The sequence below is a fragment of the Arenimonas sp. genome, assembly GCF_022842045.1.
In the GTDB taxonomy this organism is placed as follows: domain Bacteria; phylum Pseudomonadota; class Gammaproteobacteria; order Xanthomonadales; family Xanthomonadaceae; genus Arenimonas.
Genome location: NZ_JALHQI010000030.1, coordinates 20,439 through 36,453, shown reverse-complemented (window position 1 = coordinate 36,453; position 16,015 = coordinate 20,439). Strand labels below are relative to the sequence as shown.

At 69.3% G+C, this 16,015-nt stretch carries 18 protein-coding genes and 1 pseudogene; 11 read left to right on the top strand and 8 right to left on the bottom strand.

Features of this window, described 5'->3' with window-relative positions; genetic code table 11:
• Positions 1 to 104: 104 nt before the first annotated feature.
• From Q0C12_RS08210 to rpmG, 8 genes are all read left to right on the top strand, one after another.
• Positions 105 to 530 carry a hypothetical protein gene (locus Q0C12_RS08210; RefSeq protein ID WP_290888776.1) on the top strand — a complete coding sequence of 142 codons (426 nt, stop codon included), beginning with the start codon at positions 105 to 107 and terminating at the stop codon, positions 528 to 530.
• A 108-nt stretch (positions 531 to 638) separates the two neighbouring features.
• The gene (gene rsmG / locus Q0C12_RS08205) at positions 639 to 1,286 is read left to right on the top strand and encodes a 16S rRNA (guanine(527)-N(7))-methyltransferase RsmG (RefSeq protein WP_290888774.1); all 648 of its coding nucleotides are present in this window, start codon (positions 639 to 641) and stop codon (positions 1,284 to 1,286) included.
• Between the two features lie 71 nt (positions 1,287 to 1,357).
• Positions 1,358 to 2,140: a ParA family protein gene (locus Q0C12_RS08200; protein WP_290888771.1), complete on the top strand. Its 783-nt coding sequence runs from the start codon at positions 1,358 to 1,360 to the stop codon at positions 2,138 to 2,140.
• On the top strand, positions 2,137 to 3,051 hold the full coding sequence (locus tag Q0C12_RS08195; RefSeq protein ID WP_290888769.1) for a ParB/RepB/Spo0J family partition protein: 915 nt from the start codon (positions 2,137 to 2,139) through the stop codon (positions 3,049 to 3,051). Before Q0C12_RS08200 ends, Q0C12_RS08195 begins: the two co-directional genes overlap by 4 nt.
• A 98-nt stretch (positions 3,052 to 3,149) precedes the next feature.
• Complete coding sequence (locus tag Q0C12_RS08190; protein WP_290888766.1) at positions 3,150 to 3,875, top strand: glycosyltransferase family 2 protein; 726 nt, start codon at positions 3,150 to 3,152, stop codon at positions 3,873 to 3,875.
• Positions 3,872 to 4,213: a lipid-A-disaccharide synthase N-terminal domain-containing protein gene (locus Q0C12_RS08185; protein ID WP_290888763.1), complete on the top strand. Its 342-nt coding sequence runs from the start codon at positions 3,872 to 3,874 to the stop codon at positions 4,211 to 4,213. Before Q0C12_RS08190 ends, Q0C12_RS08185 begins: the two co-directional genes overlap by 4 nt.
• 212 nt (positions 4,214 to 4,425) lie before the next feature.
• On the top strand, positions 4,426 to 4,662 hold the full coding sequence (gene rpmB, locus Q0C12_RS08180) for a 50S ribosomal protein L28 (RefSeq protein WP_034212687.1): 237 nt from the start codon (positions 4,426 to 4,428) through the stop codon (positions 4,660 to 4,662).
• Positions 4,663 to 4,675: 13 nt separating this feature from the next.
• A complete protein-coding gene (gene rpmG, locus Q0C12_RS08175; RefSeq protein WP_034212689.1) occupies positions 4,676 to 4,840 on the top strand; it encodes a 50S ribosomal protein L33 in 165 nt (54 codons plus the stop codon).
• 240 nt (positions 4,841 to 5,080) lie between these two features.
• On the opposite strand, the gene Q0C12_RS08170 is transcribed toward rpmG, so the two are convergent.
• The 5 genes from Q0C12_RS08170 to Q0C12_RS08150 all read right to left on the bottom strand — a co-directional run bounded on the left by Q0C12_RS08170 (position 5,081) and on the right by Q0C12_RS08150 (position 8,365).
• Complete coding sequence (locus Q0C12_RS08170; protein WP_290888758.1) at positions 5,081 to 5,608, bottom strand: sterol desaturase family protein; 528 nt, start codon at positions 5,606 to 5,608, stop codon at positions 5,081 to 5,083.
• Positions 5,566 to 5,787 carry a hypothetical protein gene (locus Q0C12_RS08165; protein ID WP_290888756.1) on the bottom strand — a complete coding sequence of 74 codons (222 nt, stop codon included), beginning with the start codon at positions 5,785 to 5,787 and terminating at the stop codon, positions 5,566 to 5,568. The genes Q0C12_RS08170 and Q0C12_RS08165 overlap by 43 nt, the downstream gene beginning before the upstream one ends.
• Positions 5,787 to 6,275, bottom strand: a complete 489-nt coding sequence (locus Q0C12_RS08160; protein ID WP_290888753.1) for an SRPBCC family protein — start codon at positions 6,273 to 6,275, stop codon at positions 5,787 to 5,789. The genes Q0C12_RS08165 and Q0C12_RS08160 overlap by 1 nt, the downstream gene beginning before the upstream one ends.
• 160 nt (positions 6,276 to 6,435) lie before the next feature.
• A complete protein-coding gene (locus tag Q0C12_RS08155) occupies positions 6,436 to 6,963 on the bottom strand; it encodes a fasciclin domain-containing protein (protein WP_290888750.1) in 528 nt (175 codons plus the stop codon).
• A 511-nt stretch (positions 6,964 to 7,474) separates the two neighbouring features.
• On the bottom strand, positions 7,475 to 8,365 hold the full coding sequence (locus Q0C12_RS08150; RefSeq protein WP_290888747.1) for a type II CAAX endopeptidase family protein: 891 nt from the start codon (positions 8,363 to 8,365) through the stop codon (positions 7,475 to 7,477).
• A gap of 167 nt (positions 8,366 to 8,532) precedes the next feature.
• Here Q0C12_RS08150 and Q0C12_RS08145 point away from each other — a divergent pair, with 167 nt between their 5' ends.
• Positions 8,533 to 9,597 (top strand): catalase family peroxidase, encoded by a 1,065-nt coding sequence (locus Q0C12_RS08145; protein WP_290888744.1) that lies wholly within the window; start codon positions 8,533 to 8,535, stop codon positions 9,595 to 9,597.
• Positions 9,597 to 10,127, top strand: coding sequence for a cytochrome b (locus Q0C12_RS08140; RefSeq protein WP_290888741.1), 531 nt, complete (start codon positions 9,597 to 9,599; stop codon positions 10,125 to 10,127). The genes Q0C12_RS08145 and Q0C12_RS08140 overlap by 1 nt, the downstream gene beginning before the upstream one ends.
• A 39-nt stretch (positions 10,128 to 10,166) precedes the next feature.
• Here the strand turns inward: Q0C12_RS08140 and Q0C12_RS08135 are convergent, their stop codons facing one another.
• The gene (locus Q0C12_RS08135; RefSeq protein ID WP_290888738.1) at positions 10,167 to 11,360 is read right to left on the bottom strand and encodes a S1 family peptidase; all 1,194 of its coding nucleotides are present in this window, start codon (positions 11,358 to 11,360) and stop codon (positions 10,167 to 10,169) included.
• A gap of 210 nt (positions 11,361 to 11,570) precedes the next feature.
• On the opposite strand from Q0C12_RS08135, the pseudogene Q0C12_RS08130 reads away from it, so the two are divergent.
• A pseudogene (locus Q0C12_RS08130) lies at positions 11,571 to 11,840 on the top strand (transposase); the annotation flags it as partial.
• A 281-nt stretch (positions 11,841 to 12,121) separates the two neighbouring features.
• Here the strand turns inward: Q0C12_RS08130 and acs are convergent.
• Positions 12,122 to 14,089, bottom strand: coding sequence for an acetate--CoA ligase (gene acs, locus Q0C12_RS08125; RefSeq protein ID WP_290888735.1), 1,968 nt, complete (start codon positions 14,087 to 14,089; stop codon positions 12,122 to 12,124).
• Positions 14,090 to 14,428: 339 nt separating this feature from the next.
• On the bottom strand, positions 14,429 to 15,979 hold the full coding sequence (locus Q0C12_RS08120) for an SDR family oxidoreductase (protein WP_290888732.1): 1,551 nt from the start codon (positions 15,977 to 15,979) through the stop codon (positions 14,429 to 14,431).
• Positions 15,980 to 16,015 lie beyond the last annotated feature (36 nt).

The window sequence follows — 16,015 nt, the reverse complement described above, 5'->3', positions numbered from 1 at the left end:
CGCCCCGGGCCGTCAAGCCCGGCCTGTCCGTATTGTGAAACCAGTCACGTTTCGGAGGTTATGCTTGAGCAAAACTTCCTAACCCCCCGATCCCGTTGGCAATCATGAGCCCGCTGCTGCCGCTTCCCCTGCCCCTGGCCTCCCTGGCCTGGCTCACCGGTTTCCGGCGGGTGCCCGACAACTGCGTGGTCACGGTGCATCGGTTCGGGCGCTTCGTGCGGGCCCTGGGCGCCGGCTGGCGCTGGACCGTGCCGGGCCTGGACCAGCTGGGCCAGCCGGTCTGCCTGATCGGCCACCACCTCGACATTCCCGCCGAGCAGGGCGCGCACGCCGAGCTCTACTACCAGATCCTCGACCCGGCCCAGGCCGGCGCCGACCTCGACCGGGTCGACGCCCTGGTCACCGACCAGGCCCGCGACGTGCTGGCCAGCCTGCCCACCCCCGCCGTCGATCAGTTCAAGGCCGAGATCAACCGCCGCATCGGCGCCATGGGCCTGCGCGTCATCCGCGCCGCCCTCCACGCCGCCTGAAGGCCGAAAAAGGGTCGGAGTAAATATTTGCTTGAAACGGCTCGGCTCGCCTGCCCGTTTCAAACAAATATTTACTCCGACCCCTTTTTTGCCGCGACAATGGCGGGCATGAATCCGCTTTCGCATTTGCTTCCCGAACTTGAATCGGGTCTCGTCGCACTGGGCCTGCCGGCGCAGCCGCTGGCCGGGCGCCTGCTCGACTACCTGGCCCTGCTCGAGCGCTGGAACCACACCTACAACCTCACCGCCATCCGCGACCCGCGCGAGATGCTGTCCAAGCACCTACTCGATTCGCTGTCGATGTGGAAGCACGTGCAGCCGGGCCAGCTGGCCGACCTGGGCACCGGCCCGGGCCTGCCGGGCATCCCGCTGGCGCTGGCGGTGCCGGGCCTGCAGGTCACCCTGGTCGAGAGCATCAGCAAGAAGTGCCGGTTCCTGCGCGAGGCCGTGCGCCAGCTGGGCCTGGACAACGTGCGCGTGCTCGATGCCCGCGCCGAGGCCGTGGACGAACCCGGCCAGTACGACCAGATCACCGCCCGCGCCATGGACACCCTGGCCGGCATCCTGCAGGTCGGCGGCCACCTGCTTTCGCCCGGGGGCCGGCTGTTGGCCATGAAGGGCCAGTACCCGGAGGCCGAGCTGGCGGGGCTGCCGCCCGGCTGGCGGCTCGATTCGGTGCAGCCGCTGGCGGTCCCGGGCCTGGCCGGCGACCGCCACCTGGTCACGATCACCCGCGACCCGCCGCAGGCGGCATAATCCCCCGTTCGGGCCACGGCCCGATCCGCGCCACCAACCCCCGGTCACCGCGACCGGCGCCAGGAGTCTGCATGGGCCGCATCATCGCCATCGCCAACCAGAAGGGCGGCGTGGGCAAGACCACCACCGCCGTGAACCTGGCCGCCGCGCTCGCCGCGGTCCCGCGCAAGGTGCTGCTGGTGGACATGGATCCGCAGGGCAACGCCACCATGGCCTCGGGCGTGGACAAGCGCGAGCTGGAGAACTCCAGCTGCGAAGTGCTGCTGGGCGAGTGCCCCGCCAGCGCCGCCATCGTCACCACCCCGGAAAACTACGACCTGCTGCCCGGCAACATCGACCTGACCGCCGCCGAAATCCGGCTGATGGACGAGTCGGCCCGCGAGCAGCGGCTCAAGACCGCGCTGGCCGCCGTGCGCGACCAATACGACTACATCATCGTCGACTGCCCGCCCTCGCTGTCCCTGCTCACCCTCAACGCCCTGGCCGCGGCCGACGGCGTGATCGTGCCGATGCAGTGCGAGTACTTCGCGCTCGAGGGCCTGAGCTCGCTGGTGGACACCATCAACGCGCTCAAGGGCAAGCTCAACCCGGCGCTGGAGATCGAGGGCATCGTCCGGACCATGTTCGACGTGCGCAACAACCTCGCCAACGCGGTCTCGGGCGAGCTCACCAAGCATTTCGGCGACAAGGTCTTCCGCTCGATCATCCCGCGCAACGTGCGCCTGGCCGAGGCGCCCAGCCACGGCCAGAGCATCGTCGGCTATGACCGCGCCTCGCGCGGCGGCATCGCCTACCTGGGGCTGGCCGGCGAGATCGTGCGGCGCGAGAAAAAGCTGTTGAAGGAGTCGGCATGAGCACCAAGAAGCGCGGCCTCGGCCGCGGCCTGGAGGCCCTGCTGGGCACGGGCAACAAAGGCGCGGCGCCCGTCGCCGAATCCGCGGCGGCGCCGGGCGAAGGCCTGCGCAGCCTGCCCATCGACCACCTGCAGCCCGGCAAGTACCAGCCGCGCACCGGCATGGACCCGGCCAAGCTCACCGAGCTGGCCGAATCCATCAAGGCCCAGGGCCTGATCCAGCCGATCGTGGTCCGCGAGATCGGCACCGGCAAGGACGGCCAGCCCCGCTACGAGATCATCGCCGGCGAACGCCGCTGGCGCGCCGCCACCCAGGCCGGCCTGAGCGACGTGCCGGTGGTGCTGCGCGAGGTCGACGACCGCGCCGTGATCGCCATGGCGCTGATCGAGAACATCCAGCGCGAAGACCTCAACCCGCTGGAAGAGGCCCAGGCCCTGAGCCGCCTGATCGACGAATTCAGCCTTACCCACCAGCAGGCCGCCGAGGCCGTGGGCCGCTCGCGCGCCGCGGTGTCGAACCTTCTGCGCCTGCTCGAGCTGCCCGACGGCATCCGCGAGCTGCTCGAGACCAAGCAGCTGGAAATGGGCCACGCCCGCGCCCTGCTCACCCTGGCCCCGCAGGCGGCGCTGGCGCTGGCGAAGGAAGCCGTGGCCGAGGGCTGGTCGGTGCGCGAGGTCGAGCGCCGCGCCCAGCTGCTGGGCAAGGGCCAGATTCCCTCGAAGAAGCCGGCCAAGCCCAACGGCAAGAAGATCGACGCCGACATCGCCGCCCTCGAGCGCGAGCTGTCCGAAAAGCTCAGCGCCAAGGTCGCCGTGCAGCACGGCCGCGGCGGCCGCGGCAAGCTGGTGATCAGCTACCACGGGCTCGATACCCTCGACGGCATCCTCGAGCGTTTACGCGGCGGTCAGTAGAAGCGGCCTTGCCCGGGCCTTACATAAGATTTTCTTAATGTAAGGCCCGCCATAATGGCGGCCCCTTCCCCGCGGGCCCCGGGCCCAAAGCCGCCAACGTGTCGCCACCCCTTGTTTCGGTCGTCGTCCCCGCCTTCAACGAGGCCGGCAACCTGCCCGGGCTCGTGGACGAAGTCGTCGCCGCGCTGCGCGGCCACCTCGCCTTCGAACTAATCGTGGTCGACGACCACAGCACCGACGACACCCTGGCCGTACTGCAGGCCGCCAAGGCCCGCTGCCCGGAACTGCGCGTGCTCAGCCACGCTCGCCAGTGCGGCCAGAGCACCGGCCTGCGCACCGGCATCCGCGCCGCCCGCGCGCCCTGGGTCGCCACCCTGGACGGCGACGGCCAGAACGACCCGGCCGACCTGCCCAGGCTGCTGGCGGCGCGCGACGCCGGCCCGCCCGACGTGAAGCTCTACGCCGGCTGGCGCACGAACCGCCAGGACAGCGGCAGCAAGAAGTGGGCCTCGAAGTGGGCCAACGGCATCCGCTCGCGGCTGCTGCGCGACGCCACCCCCGACACCGGCTGCGGCACCAAGCTGTTCGAGCGCGAGGCTTTCCTCGAGCTGCCGTGGTTCGACCACATGCACCGCTACCTGCCCGCGCTGATGCAGCGCGCCGGCTGGCGCACGGTCAGCGTGCCGGTGAACCACCGCCCGCGCGGCGCTGGGCAGTCCAAGTACACCAACCTGGGCCGCGCCCTGGTTGGCATCCGCGACCTGGTCGGCGTGGCCTGGCTGATCAAGCGCAACCAACTCACGAGCGTCAGGGAGTTGCCATGAGCTTCATGAACCAGGAACTGATGTGCCTGGACTGGACCGGCCTGCACGTCACCCCGTGGAAGCTGGTGGGTTACACCGGCGCGCTGATGTTCGGCGGGCGCTGGGTGGTCCAGCTCATCGCGTCCCGCCGCGCCGGCAAGCCGGTGATCCCGCGGGTGTTCTGGTACATGAGCCTGGCCGGCGCCCTGATGACCCTGAGCTATTTCATGTTCTCGGCCAAGCAGGACTCGGTGGGGGTCCTCCAGAACCTCTTCCCCACCCTGACCGCCGCCTACAGCCTCAACCTCGACATCCGCCACCGCGGCTGGCGCCGGGACCGGGCCGCGCAGGGACAATGATCCCCGGAGTTGTAAGTGCTTGCCGGCGAAGGCATAATGCGCGGCTCGCTCCGCACCTGCCCTCGGCCCTGGCCCCGGAAGTGCGATTCCGGTCCCTGGCGGAGCGTCTGCAACATCCCGCATCGCATGCGCCTGCCGGGCCTTCGGGCCAGCCGCGCGGGGCCGCCGCCGCCCGGGCTATGGGTGGCCAGTCCTGACCCAGGAGTTGCACCATGAGTCGAGTTTGCCAAGTGACCGGCAAGAAAGTGATGACGGGTAACAACGTCTCGCATGCCAACAACAAGACCCGCCGCCGTTTCCTTCCCAACCTGCACGAGCGCCGCTTCTGGGTAGCCTCGGAGAACCGCTGGGTGAAGCTGCGTGTTTCCGCCAACGCCCTGCGCACCATCGACAAGAACGGCATCGACGCCGTGCTCGCCGATCTCCGCGCCCGCGGCGAAAAGATCTGAGGAGGACTGAACCATGGCTTCCAAGCGCGACAAGATTCGCCTGACGTCTTCGGCCGGCACCGGTCATTTCTACACGACCGACAAGAACAAGAAGACCACCCCGGGCAAGATGGAGATCAAGAAGTACGATCCCGTCGTCCGCAAGCACGTGATGTACAAGGAAGGCAAGATCAAGTAAGCCTTGCCTCCTGCGTGGAGTTCCAGGAAAACCCGCCCGCGTGGCGGGTTTTCTTTTGTCCGCCGTCACCCCCGCGACAGCGACAGCCAGGCCAGGGCCAGCTCCTGGCGCGGGATCGGCAGCGGGAAGCCGGTGAGCGCACGCACCGAACAAATCGCACGGGCCGACCTCGGCGAAGCGCGACGCCTCGCTGGCCGCGGCCACGCGCGCCTTCTGGCCCGCGGCGGCGTCAATACGACCTTAGGTGGGACCCTGCGAATGCGCCTTTTCCGGCGGCCCGAACAGTTGCCCCAGCCGGGAACGCAGCGACTGCGGCCGCGCCGCGTCACGCAGCATGTCGCGCCACTCGTGGAAGGTGAGCGTGAGCGGGTCGTGGGTGCGCACGGGCTTGACGATGCCGTACTCGCAGGGGACGTCCAGGTCCTCTTCGACGAAACTGCCGAACAGCTTGTCCCAGACGATCAGCACGCCGGCGTAGTTGCGGTCGATGTACTTGCCGTTGCGCGCATGGTGCACGCGGTGGTGCGAGGGCGTGTTGAACACCTTTTCCAGCCAGCCCAGCTTCCCCACCGCCTGCGTGTGGACGAAGAACTGGAAGCCCAGGTTGATCGCCACCACGATCACGATGTGCGGCGGCGAGAACCCGAGCAAGGCCAGCGGCAGCCAGAACATCCACATGCCCGACACCGGGTAGGTGAGGCTTTGCCGGAACGCGGTGGACAGGTTCAGCCGCTCCGAGGAGTGGTGCACCACGTGCGAGGCCCACATCCAGCGGATGCGGTGGTGGGCACGGCGTCGGCCGCCTGGTGCATCAATGCGAGGGCGGCGTTGGAAAGCGTGTCGCGCAGGCTGTAGTGCGGCACGCCGCGGCGGTGCCAGTGCCAGGCCTCCCAGCCGATGAAGCCCAGGAACACGGGCGCCATCGCCAGCAGGAGCCACTCGCCCATCAGGGCTTGCCAGGGGCCGGGTCGGGGGTCGTCAGCGCGCGCGACATGTTCTTCAGGCAGCGGTGCATCGCGCGGGCCATGAACAGCTTCAGCACCAGCGCGGCGACCGGCCACAGCCAGCGGCGGGTCAGTTCGAACTCGTAGTCCCAGCGCACGCGCGAGCCGAACTCGTGGCCGGTGATGGTCCAGTTGGCCTCGCCCTTGGTGACCAGCCACGCGAACGGCGGCCGGAAGCCGCTGAGCGTGTAGGCGTGGCGCACCGGCGGGTCATGGGCGATGACGCGCTCGCTGAGCACGGTGCCGTCGGCGTTGTGCACGCGGCGCTGGCTGCCCACCGCCAGCGGCGAGTGCAGCCGGATCCCGCGCACGGCCGGGATCGGCCCGAAACCGGTGAAGAAGGTCGGGAAGCGGTCCGGGTCGGTGGCCAGCGCGAAGGCGACTTCGGGGCGGCAGGGGAGCGAGCGTTCGGCGTGGCAGGTAACGGGCATGCCCCGATTTTGACGGCAGCCCCGCGCCCAGGCAACAAATGGACCCGGTTCATTTGATGGTTCTGGCACCCTACGCGGACGTACGTCACGCCCGTCTCGCGGGTTGCCGCGAATGCGGCGGCCGGGGGGGACTCCCCCGCCGCCGCCCGGTTTCGCAGCGCTACTGCTTGGTGGGCACCGCAGGCTTGGACGGCGTGCCGTCGGCCTTGGCTTCCGCCGCCAGCGCCGTCGGCAGGTTCACCTTGTCGATCGCGTGGATCACGCCGTTGCTGGTGGCGATGTCGGCCTGGGTGACGTTGGCGCCGTCCACGCAGCATTTGCCGTCGGCCATCTTGATCGGGGCCGACTGGCCCTGCAGCGTGCGCGCCGAATCCCACTTGCCGATGGTGGCCGCCGACTGGCTGCCCTTCACGACGTGGTAGTTGAGGATGCCGGCGAGTTCATCCTTGTTCTCCGGCTTCATCAGGCCTTCGAGCTTGCCGGCCGGCAGCTTGTCGAACGCGGCGTCGGTGGGGGCGAACACCGTGAACGGACCGGTCGCGCGCAGCGAGTCGGCCAGGCCGGCCTGCTCGATCGCCTTGCCGAAGGTCTTGAAGCTGCCGTTGGCGGCGGCAGTGTCGATCAGGTTCATCGTGGCCGGGGCGGCCTTGGCGGCGACCGGGGTCGAGGGGGAGGTGTGGTTGGTCATGGGGATTCCTTCTGGGTGGATCCGCGGGGGTGGATCCGCGGGGGCGGATCCGGGACGGCAGACGCCGTGACCCCTGCGGGGGCAGGGGCGGGGGGCTCAGTGCGGAGTAAGGAAGGGTGTTGCGGCGCGGCTGAGTGGCCGTTACGACCTTGCGTCGTAGCGCAAGACCGACGGTACGCGCCTTGCCGGCCGGCGTCCGTTACGTGCCTGTGAGCGACGGGCCCGCGTTCATGTCCCGCCCGCCTTCGACTTTGGTCTAGCAAATGAACCTGGTTCATTTGCTACTTCACTCCGGGGGCGCTGATTCGCGGGGGAGGGGCCGTGATTCCAGGCGGGGTGCTGCTGGTGTCGCTCGTCTACGTCGGGCTGCTGTCCGGCGTGGCGTGGCTCGGCGACCGAAGGCAGGCCCTGCGCGAAGCCGGCGAGCCTGCGCGCGTTCCTGGGCGCGATTCCCGACGATCCTTCGCAGGCGCTGGAGGTGCGGTTCATGGACCGCGCTGTGGGGCGCGGCTCATGCGGCGGAGGCGGGGGCGGGCCTGAGACGGGCGTGCTTCGCGGCCCATTGAAGCATGCCGCCCACCGCCAGGCCCACCAACACCAGCGTCACCGCCGAGTTCTCGGGACCGAACAGGCCGCCGGTGAGCCAGTCGGGTGCGCGGTAGGCGGTTTCGATCGGCGCCTGCGCGCGCCAGTCCTCGATGCCCGACAGCGGCACGCCGCTGCACAGGATGGTGAAGTTCCAGGCGAAGTGGTTCAGCCCGCAGATCCAAAGGTTTCGCGTGAGCACGAACAGCAGCGTCCACATCGCGCCCAGCAGGGTCACCGAAAGCACGGTGGCGGCCAGGTCCCAGCCGCTGCCGTTCAGCGCGAACACGTTCTCGAGGTGGGCGACGCCGAACACCAGCGACTGCAGCCACAGCGCCGGCACCGTGCCCCAGGCCGACTCGAGCGTCTGGAACAGCACGCCGCGATAGACCAGCTCTTCGAGCATCGCGGCCACGAACAGGAAGCCCGCGATTTCCAGCAAGCCCGGCTGGAATCCCCGCTGCGTGGTCACCGCATAGGCGCCGAACGCGAACAGCGGCAGCAGCGCCAGGCCAATCAGCCCGGCCCCCGCCAGCCCGCCGAGCGCGGCCCCGACCGGCGCCGGCCGCAGCTCGATGGCCGGTCGCCTGCGCACGTAGCGCATGTAAAGCCAGTAGCCCACGGTGGCGAACACCAGGATGCCAAACCGCTTGACCTGGGTAGCGACCACCGGACCCGGGTCGAAGGCCCACAGCACCGCCGGGTACAGCAGGAACCGGAACGCCAGGGCGGTGCCGACGACCAGGGCCATGGCCAGGAGCAGCTGGCGCAGCACCTGCCACAGGCGTCGTAATAGCGGTACCAGGTTCATCTTCATCGGCCATGGGACCCGCGGCGCGGGCCTTGCCCGATCCTAGGTGAACCCGGCCGCCGGATTCGTGTGCCCATGGTCCCGGCCCAATCAAATGAACCAGGTTCATTTGATTCACCTGCGGCCAACGGGGGGGTGTGGCTTACTTTCTTGTCCGAATCGCGAGTACCGTCATGAACGAACCGCTGCCCCCTGCCCCGCCGCGCTGGCGCCCTTTGCTCCCGTTCCTGGGCATTGCCGCCGTGGTGGGCGGCCTGGCCGCGGCGCTGGCCTGGACCGCCGGTTGGCTGACGCCGGCGCGCGTGACGGCACCGCGCCTGGTCGACACCATCGAGAACGGCAAGCCCTTCGTCGGGTTCCGGCGGGCGCATGCGCGCGGGGTGTGCGTGGCCGGCTATTTCGAGCCCACGCCCGAAGGCGCGGCGCTGTCGAAGGCGCGCGTTTTCAGCCAGGCGCGCACCCCGGCGGTGGGCCGCATGTCCATCGGCGGAGGCGACCCGAACGGCCCCGAGGCCATGGCGCGCGTGCGCAGCCTGGCGCTGCAGCTCGACACCGACGACGGGCAGCAGTGGCGGCTGGCGATGAACAGCTTCCCCTTCTTCGCGGTGTCGACGCCGCAGGCCTTCGCCGAACAGATCCTGGCCTCGCGGCCCGATCCGGCCACGGGTAAGCCCGACCCGGCCAAACAGAAGGCCTTCGCCGAGCGCCACCCCGAGATTGCCAACTTCATGGCCTGGGCGCAGTCGGCGCCCTGGTCCAGCAGCTATGCGAATACCGCTTACAACGGCGTGCATGCTTTCCGATTCACCAATGCCGCCGGCGAGGCGCGCCACGTGCGCTGGTCGTTCGTGCCGCAGGCGCCGTTCGAGGACTTCCCGGCCGAACAGCGCCAGGCGGCCGAAGCCAGCTACCTGGCCGATGAGCTAGCCACGCGCCTGGCCGCCGGCCCGGTGCGCTGGACGCTGGCCGTGACGCTGGCCGAAGACGGCGACCCCATCGAGAACCCTTCGCAGCCCTGGCCCGAAGACCGCACGCGCGTGGCCGCGGGTACCTTCGTGCTCGAGCGCGCGTACGCCGAGGCCGACGGCAACTGCCGAGACATCAACTTCGACCCGACCATCCTGCCGGAAGGCATCGCCGCGTCGGCCGATCCGGTGCTGGCGGCGCGTGCCGCGGCCTACGCGGTGTCGTTCAACCGCCGCCAGCGCGAGCGCGCCGCGGCCGGGGAGGCCCACTGATGTCCACGAAAACGCACTACGACCGCACCGCGCGCTGGCTGCACTGGGCGATGGCGGCGATGATCCTGGCGATGATCTTCATCGGCGTGGGCATGGTGGCTTCGCTGGAGGCGCGGCCGTGGCTGCTGGCGCTGCACCGGCCGCTGGGCCTGCTGGTGCTGGTGCTGGCCGCCTGGCGGCTGTGGCACCGGTGGCGCCATCCGGCGCCGGCGTTGCCGGATTCGGTGCCGGCGCTGCAGGCGCGCGTCGCCCGCGCATCGCATGTGCTGCTGTACACGCTGATGTTCGCGATGCCGCTGCTGGGCTGGGCGATGTCCTCGGCCGGCGGCTACGGCGTGGCGCTGCCCGGCGGCTTTGTGCTGCCTGCGCTGGCTCCGCAGGACGCCGCACTCTACTCGTGGCTGCGCTGCGCTCACGGCGCGTTGGGCTACGCCTTCTTCGGCCTGATCCTGCTGCATCTCTCCGGCGCCCTGTACCACGCCTGGGTCCGCCGCGACGGCGTCTTCGAATCGATGGCACACGACAAATAAACCAGGTTCATTTGCTGGCAACCCGGTACCGCTTTTGCATCAGGGCGTGGTGGTGAGGGTCAGGCCGTAGGCCTGCAGCAGCGGGATGATCGGTTGGAAGTAGCTGGTGGCCAGCTTCGCCTGCTTGCCCTTGCAGCTGTAGTTGCCGCCCGAGAGCACGCCCTGGGCCTGGCCGGGGCTGGTGATGAACGAACCACCGGAGTCGCCGCCCTCGGCGCACACCTTGACCTGGGTGAGGCCGTTCACCTGTTCGCCCGGGTACTGCACGGTGACGTTCTTGGCTTCGATCACGCCGCAATGCAGGCCCGTGGTGCGGCCCGAACGGCAGACGGCGGCGCCGATCGGTGCTTCGGTGCTGCCGCGCACAACGATGTCGCTTCCGCTGTAGCCATCCACCACCGGCTGCAGCGTGTGGTTATTGTCCACCTGCACCCAGGCGCGGTCCGCGCCAGGGAAGTTGGACGCCGCGAAGGCGCCGATCTGGCTCACGGTGCGGCGGTTGACCGCCACGAAGACGCGGTCGCCCGCCGCGCCGCAATGGCCCGCGGTGGCGAAGCCCTGTGCGCCCTGCCGGGTGACGGCGAAGCCGACCGAGCAGTAGTAGTAGTTGCTGCCGTCGTTGGACAGGTACTCGCTGCCGCCCTGCAGCGTGGCCAGCGGGCGCGGTGCCGAGGCCATGGTCTCGAAGCGCACGGTGCCGGCGTCGGCACCACTGGCGGCGACGAAGTCGACGGCCGCCTGCTCGCCGCCCGGCGCGATGTTCACCGTGACGCTGTTGTTGCGCACGTCCACGAACCAGCCGTACACGCCGTGCGGGGCCCTGGCGCCGCGCTGCGTCAGCTTATCGAGCTCGCGCTTGGACTCACCGAGCGCCGCGAGGCTGTGGCGCACGCTGCGGATCTCCGTGTCGGCGGGGCCGCGCTGAGGCTGCAGCGAGGTGCTGGCCACGACCAGCTGGTAATGGCCGTTGGCCTTGCGCTCGAGCCAGCTGCCGGCGAAACGGTCGCCCTGCGCATTGGCGAGCTGGCGCTCGAGCTGCAGCGCCTGGCGCTCGACCTTCAGATACTGGGCCAGCTGGCCCGGGGCGAGGCCGAGGTCACGCTGCAGGGCCTCGCGCACGGCGGCCGGCACGCTGTTCTCGTGCGGCGCCGCCGAAGCGGACATCGCGGCGAACAGCGCGAGGGGGGAGAGAACGATGAGGCCGCGTTTGGCCCAGGTGGCGAACTTACGCATCTGCTTACTCCTGTCGAGAAAAGATCGAAGGCGCAGGACCTGCCGTGGGGGCGTCTGGTCAGCAGGCGGGGCGGGCCCGGCACCCCGATCCTCGCACATAAATGAACCAGGTTCATTTGCTGGTTTCGCACGAGGATCTGAGTGGATGGCGCAGGGCCTGCGCGTGCACCGCGGGACAGACTGGCGCCAACTCGCCAGCGGAGCCCGCAGATGCCAGCACAATCCCGGTTCGATATCGCCCACACGCCCAAGCACATCATCCAACGGGGCGTGGACCGATGCGCGTGCTTCCGGCACAGAGGTGATTACCGGCAGTCCCTGGACGAACTAGGGCAGGCCGCCAAGCGACACGGCTGCGCGATCCATGCCTACGTGCTGATGAACAACCATGTCCATCTCCTGGTGACGGCAGCCGAGGACGGCGCCACACGCCGGATGATGCAGCAGCTCGGCACCCGCTACGTCCGCTACTTCAACGCCCGCCATGAACGCACCGGCACGCTGTGGGAGGGTCGCTTCCGCTCCTGCCTCATCGATTCCGAACGCTACTTCCGACCCGGCGAAGGATCCCCTGGTCCGGCAGCGGGCCTACTCGGCGCTCGTTGCCGCGGGCATCAGCGACGACGACCGCGACCAGCTTCGCCGCTACACCCAGCAGGGCCGCGCCTGGGGTTCAGCGGCATTCCAGGCCAGCGTCGAGCAAGTCCTGGGGCATCCCGCGGGCTTGCGCCACCGCGGCAGGCAATGCAAATGACCCTGGTTCATTTGAGGCGCCCTTGCCGTTCGTTGACCAGGCTGTCCACCACGGCCGGGTCCGCCAGCGTGGAGGTGTCGCCCAGGGCGGCGCGGTCGACGCCGTCGGGGCCGGCCTCGGCGATCTTGCGCAGGATGCGCCGCATGATCTTGCCGCTGCGCGTCTTCGGCAGGCCCGGCGCCCACTGCAGCCAGTCGGGCGCCGCGATCGGGCCGATGTCCTTGCGCACGTGCGCCACCAGCTCCGTGCGCAGCGCGTCGGTCGGCTCGATGCCGGCCTTCAGCGTCACGTAGGCATAGATGCCCTGGCCCTTGATGTCGTGCGGCGCACCGACCACGGCCGCCTCGGCCACGGCCGGGTGGCCGACCAGCGCGCTCTCCACCTCTGCCGTGCCCATGCGGTGGCCGGAGACGTTGATGACGTCGTCCACGCGCCCGGTGATCCAGTAATAGCCATCGGCATCGCGCCGGCAGCCGTCGCCGGTGAAGTACGTGCCCGGATAGGTCTTGAAGTAGGTGTCGATAAAGCGCTGGTGGTCGCCATACACCGTGCGCATCTGGCCCGGCCAGGAATCGAGCAGCACCAGGTTGCCCTCGGTGGCGCCCTCCAGCCGCTTGCCCTCCGCATCCGCCAGCGCAGGCTGCACGCCGAAGAACGGCCGCGTGGCCGAGCCGGGCTTGGTGGCCACCGCGCCCGGCAGCGGCGAAATCAGGATGCCGCCGGTCTCGGTCTGCCACCAGGTATCCACGATCGGGCAACGCTCGTCGCCGACCACGCGGTGGTACCACTCCCAGGCCTCGGGGTTGATGGGCTCGCCGACGGTGCCCAGCAGGCGGATGGATTTCCGCGAGCTGCGCTTCACCGGCGCATCGCCCTCGCGCATCAGTGCGCGAATGGCGGTGGGTGCGGTGTAGAAAATGGTGACCTGGTGCTTGTCCACCGCTTCCCAGAAGCGGCCGGTGTCGGGATAGCTCGGAACGCCCTCGAACATCACCGTGGTGGCCCCGTTGGCGAGCGGCCCGTAGACGACGTAGCTGTGGCCGGTGACCCAACCGACGTCGGCCGTGCACCAGAACACGTCGTCGTCCTTGAGGTCGAACACGCACTCGTGCGTGTAGCTGGCCCAGGTGAGGTAGCCGCCGGTGGTGTGCAGCACGCCCTTGGGTTTGCCGGTGCTGCCGGAGGTGTAGAGGATGAACAGCGGGTCCTCGGCGTCCATCGCTGGCGCTTCATGGGTGGCGGGCTGCGAAGACACCACCGCGTCGTACCAGCGGTCGCGCGGCATCTGCATCGGAACGCCGCCGCCGGTGTGGCGCACCACCAGCACGGTTTCCACCGTGTTGGTGCCGGGCTTGCGCAGGGCCTCGTCCACGTTGGCCTTGAGCGGGATGGCCTTGCCGCCGCGCAGGCCTTCGTCGGCGGTGATGACGAGCTTGCTGGCGCAGTCGGCGATGCGGTTGGCGATGGAGTCGGGCGAGAAGCCGCCGAACACCACCGAGTGGATCGCGCCGATGCGCGCGCAGGCCAGCATCGCCACCGCGGCCTCCGGAATCATCGGCAGGTACAGCGTGACGCGGTCGCCCTTCACCACGCCCAGCGCGGTGAGCGCATTCGCCAGGCGGCAGACTTCGGCGTGCAGCTCGCGGTAGCTGATGCGGCGCGAGGGCGTCTTCGGGTCGTCGGCTTCCCAGATGATCGCGGTCTTGTCGCCGCGCTGGGCCAGGTGCCGATCGAGGCAGTTCACGCTGACGTTGAGCTGGCCGTCGGCGTACCAGCGGATGTGGAAGTCTTCGAGCGCGAAGCTGGTGTCCTTCGCACGCGTGTACGGCTTCGACCACTTAAGACGGCGGCCGACCTGGCTCCAGAAGGCCTCGGGGTCGCGCAGGGATTCGGCGTAGAGGCGATCGTAGTCGGCGCGCTTGAGCGCGGCGGCGGCCTCGAAGGCGGCGGGAACGGGATGGATGCGGTCGGACATGGGGACTCCTGCGGCCGGTGGCCGCACGCTGCCTGGCTCAAGGTTACCCGCGTCGGGTGCCGCCGACCATGCTTGGCCGCGCGTTTCCCCGACGAATCAGACCATCGTCCAAGCAAGTCTTTCCGGCTTCGGCCCATGGGTAATGGCCCCGCCCGCCGGTCACAGACTCGGCCCGCCATCGTGGCCAGCGGCTGATGATCCCGGGCGACCCGATGAAGAACCCGGTCCACGAACTCTTCATCCGGGCGCTGTGGCCGGTGCTGCGTTTCGGGCTTTACTTCCTGTTCTATGGCCAGGGCTGGCTGGTGCTGCCCTGGCCCGGTCTCCCACAGGAGGCGCTCACCAATCGGTGGGGCGGTAGTCCTTCAGGAACTGGCCCCAGACGTGGGTGCCGGTGTTGAAGCCGTCGATGATGGGATCGACGATGCGCGCCGCGCCATCGACGATGTCCAGCGGCGGGTGGAAGCGCTCCTCGCGGGTCTTGCGCTCGGCGATCTCCAGCGGATCCTCGTCGGTCACCCAGCCGGTGTCCACCGCGTTCATGTGGATGCCGTCGCCGTGGTAATCGGCGGCCGAGGTGCGCGTCATCATGTTCAGCGCGGCCTTGGCCATGTTGGTGTGCGGGTGCCGGGTGGTCTTGAAGTTGCGGTAGAACTGCCCCTCCATCGCCGACACGTTGACGATGTGCTTGTCGCGCTCGGGCGTGCGCAGCATCAGCGGCTTCAGCCGCGCATTGATCAGGAAGGGCGCGATGGCGTTCACCAGCTGCACTTCCAGCAGCTCCACCGACGGCACCTCGTGCATCTGCAGGCGCCAGGAGTTGCGGCCGCGCAGGTCCACCTGCTGCAGATCGGCGTCCAGGCGGCCCTTGGGGAACAGGTGCTGCTGGCCCAGCAGCTCCTCGGCCAGCAGCGGCACCTGCGACAGTTCGGCGGCGCGCACCAGGCCCGGCGCGGCGGCCGCATCGTGCACCAGCGCGTTGCCGTCGGGCACGATGTCGTAGCCGCGCAGGCCTTCGTAGCTGCCCAGCAGCTTGCGCACGTGTTCGGGCATGTCGGAGTGCGCGGCGGTTTCACCGGCGATCATGTGGGCGTAGAACGCCGGCGGGCGGCGCACCGTCTGGCAGGCGTTGTTGATGATGAAGTCGAGCCGGTCGCGCGTGGCCAGCAGGGTCTGGCAGAAGGCCTCGACGCTGGGCGTATGGCGCAGGTCCAGGCCGAACACTTCAAGCCGGTGGCCCCACTCGGCGAAGTCGGGTTCTTCCGCGTAGCGCGCGGCCGAGTCGCGCGGGAAGCGCGTGGTGACGATCAGCGAGGCGCCGGCGCGCAGCAGCTTCAGGCCGGCCTGATAGCCGATCTTGACGCGGCCGCCGGTGAGCAGCGCAACGCGGCCGGTGAGGTCGGCGGTCTCGGTGCGCTTGTGGAAATTGAAGTCGGCGCAGGCCGGGCACATCTGGTCGTAGAAGTGGTGGATGCGCGTGTACTTTTCCTTGCACACGTAGCAGTGCTGCGGCTCGATGGTCTCGCGCGCGGGCTCGTCGGTGATGTGGTCGACGGGCTTTTGCGACGGCGGGAAGTAGTTCGGGGTGGTGAACACCGGCTTGCTGCGCAGCTCGCGGATGCCGGTAGCGTTGAGCACGGCGTCGTCGTGGGCGTTCTTCTCGCGCACCTGGGCGCGCTTCTTCTCGCGACGCAGCTTGCGGTGGTCGATGGGGTCCGGGTTGTGGAACCTGTGCACGGCCGCCTTCAGGCGCTTCTGCTCGGGCATCGGCAGCGCCTCGAGCACGTCGCGGTTCGCCGCCACCGCCTCCAGCAGGTCGGCGGCGGCGCGCAGGCGCTCGATCAGGTCATCGCCGGCCAGGGCGGGCGGCAGGGGCGTGGGCTGGTTCATGTCCGGGAAGCACGGCAAGGGGCGCGCATTGTCCCG

What these genes read in the sequence shown, in the direction of transcription:
- Q0C12_RS08210 (WP_290888776.1), top strand. Translation starts at nt 105, where the DNA reads ATGAGCCCGCTGCTGCCGCTTCCCCTGCCCCTGGCCTCCCTGGCCTGG.
- rsmG (WP_290888774.1), top strand. Translation starts at nt 639, where the DNA reads ATGAATCCGCTTTCGCATTTGCTTCCCGAACTTGAATCGGGTCTCGTC.
- Q0C12_RS08200 (WP_290888771.1), top strand. Translation starts at nt 1,358, where the DNA reads ATGGGCCGCATCATCGCCATCGCCAACCAGAAGGGCGGCGTGGGCAAG.
- Q0C12_RS08195 (WP_290888769.1), top strand. Translation starts at nt 2,137, where the DNA reads ATGAGCACCAAGAAGCGCGGCCTCGGCCGCGGCCTGGAGGCCCTGCTG.
- Q0C12_RS08185 (WP_290888763.1), top strand. Translation starts at nt 3,872, where the DNA reads ATGAGCTTCATGAACCAGGAACTGATGTGCCTGGACTGGACCGGCCTG.
- rpmB (WP_034212687.1), top strand. Translation starts at nt 4,426, where the DNA reads ATGAGTCGAGTTTGCCAAGTGACCGGCAAGAAAGTGATGACGGGTAAC.
- rpmG (WP_034212689.1), top strand. Translation starts at nt 4,676, where the DNA reads ATGGCTTCCAAGCGCGACAAGATTCGCCTGACGTCTTCGGCCGGCACC.
- Q0C12_RS08170 (WP_290888758.1), bottom strand. Translation starts at nt 5,608, where the DNA reads ATGTGGGCCTCGCACGTGGTGCACCACTCCTCGGAGCGGCTGAACCTG.
- Q0C12_RS08165 (WP_290888756.1), bottom strand. Translation starts at nt 5,787, where the DNA reads ATGGGCGAGTGGCTCCTGCTGGCGATGGCGCCCGTGTTCCTGGGCTTC.
- Q0C12_RS08160 (WP_290888753.1), bottom strand. Translation starts at nt 6,275, where the DNA reads ATGCCCGTTACCTGCCACGCCGAACGCTCGCTCCCCTGCCGCCCCGAA.
- Q0C12_RS08155 (WP_290888750.1), bottom strand. Translation starts at nt 6,963, where the DNA reads ATGACCAACCACACCTCCCCCTCGACCCCGGTCGCCGCCAAGGCCGCC.
- Q0C12_RS08150 (WP_290888747.1), bottom strand. Translation starts at nt 8,365, where the DNA reads ATGAAGATGAACCTGGTACCGCTATTACGACGCCTGTGGCAGGTGCTG.
- Q0C12_RS08145 (WP_290888744.1), top strand. Translation starts at nt 8,533, where the DNA reads ATGAACGAACCGCTGCCCCCTGCCCCGCCGCGCTGGCGCCCTTTGCTC.
- Q0C12_RS08140 (WP_290888741.1), top strand. Translation starts at nt 9,597, where the DNA reads ATGTCCACGAAAACGCACTACGACCGCACCGCGCGCTGGCTGCACTGG.
- Q0C12_RS08135 (WP_290888738.1), bottom strand. Translation starts at nt 11,360, where the DNA reads ATGCGTAAGTTCGCCACCTGGGCCAAACGCGGCCTCATCGTTCTCTCC.
- acs (WP_290888735.1), bottom strand. Translation starts at nt 14,089, where the DNA reads ATGTCCGACCGCATCCATCCCGTTCCCGCCGCCTTCGAGGCCGCCGCC.
- Q0C12_RS08120 (WP_290888732.1), bottom strand. Translation starts at nt 15,979, where the DNA reads ATGAACCAGCCCACGCCCCTGCCGCCCGCCCTGGCCGGCGATGACCTG.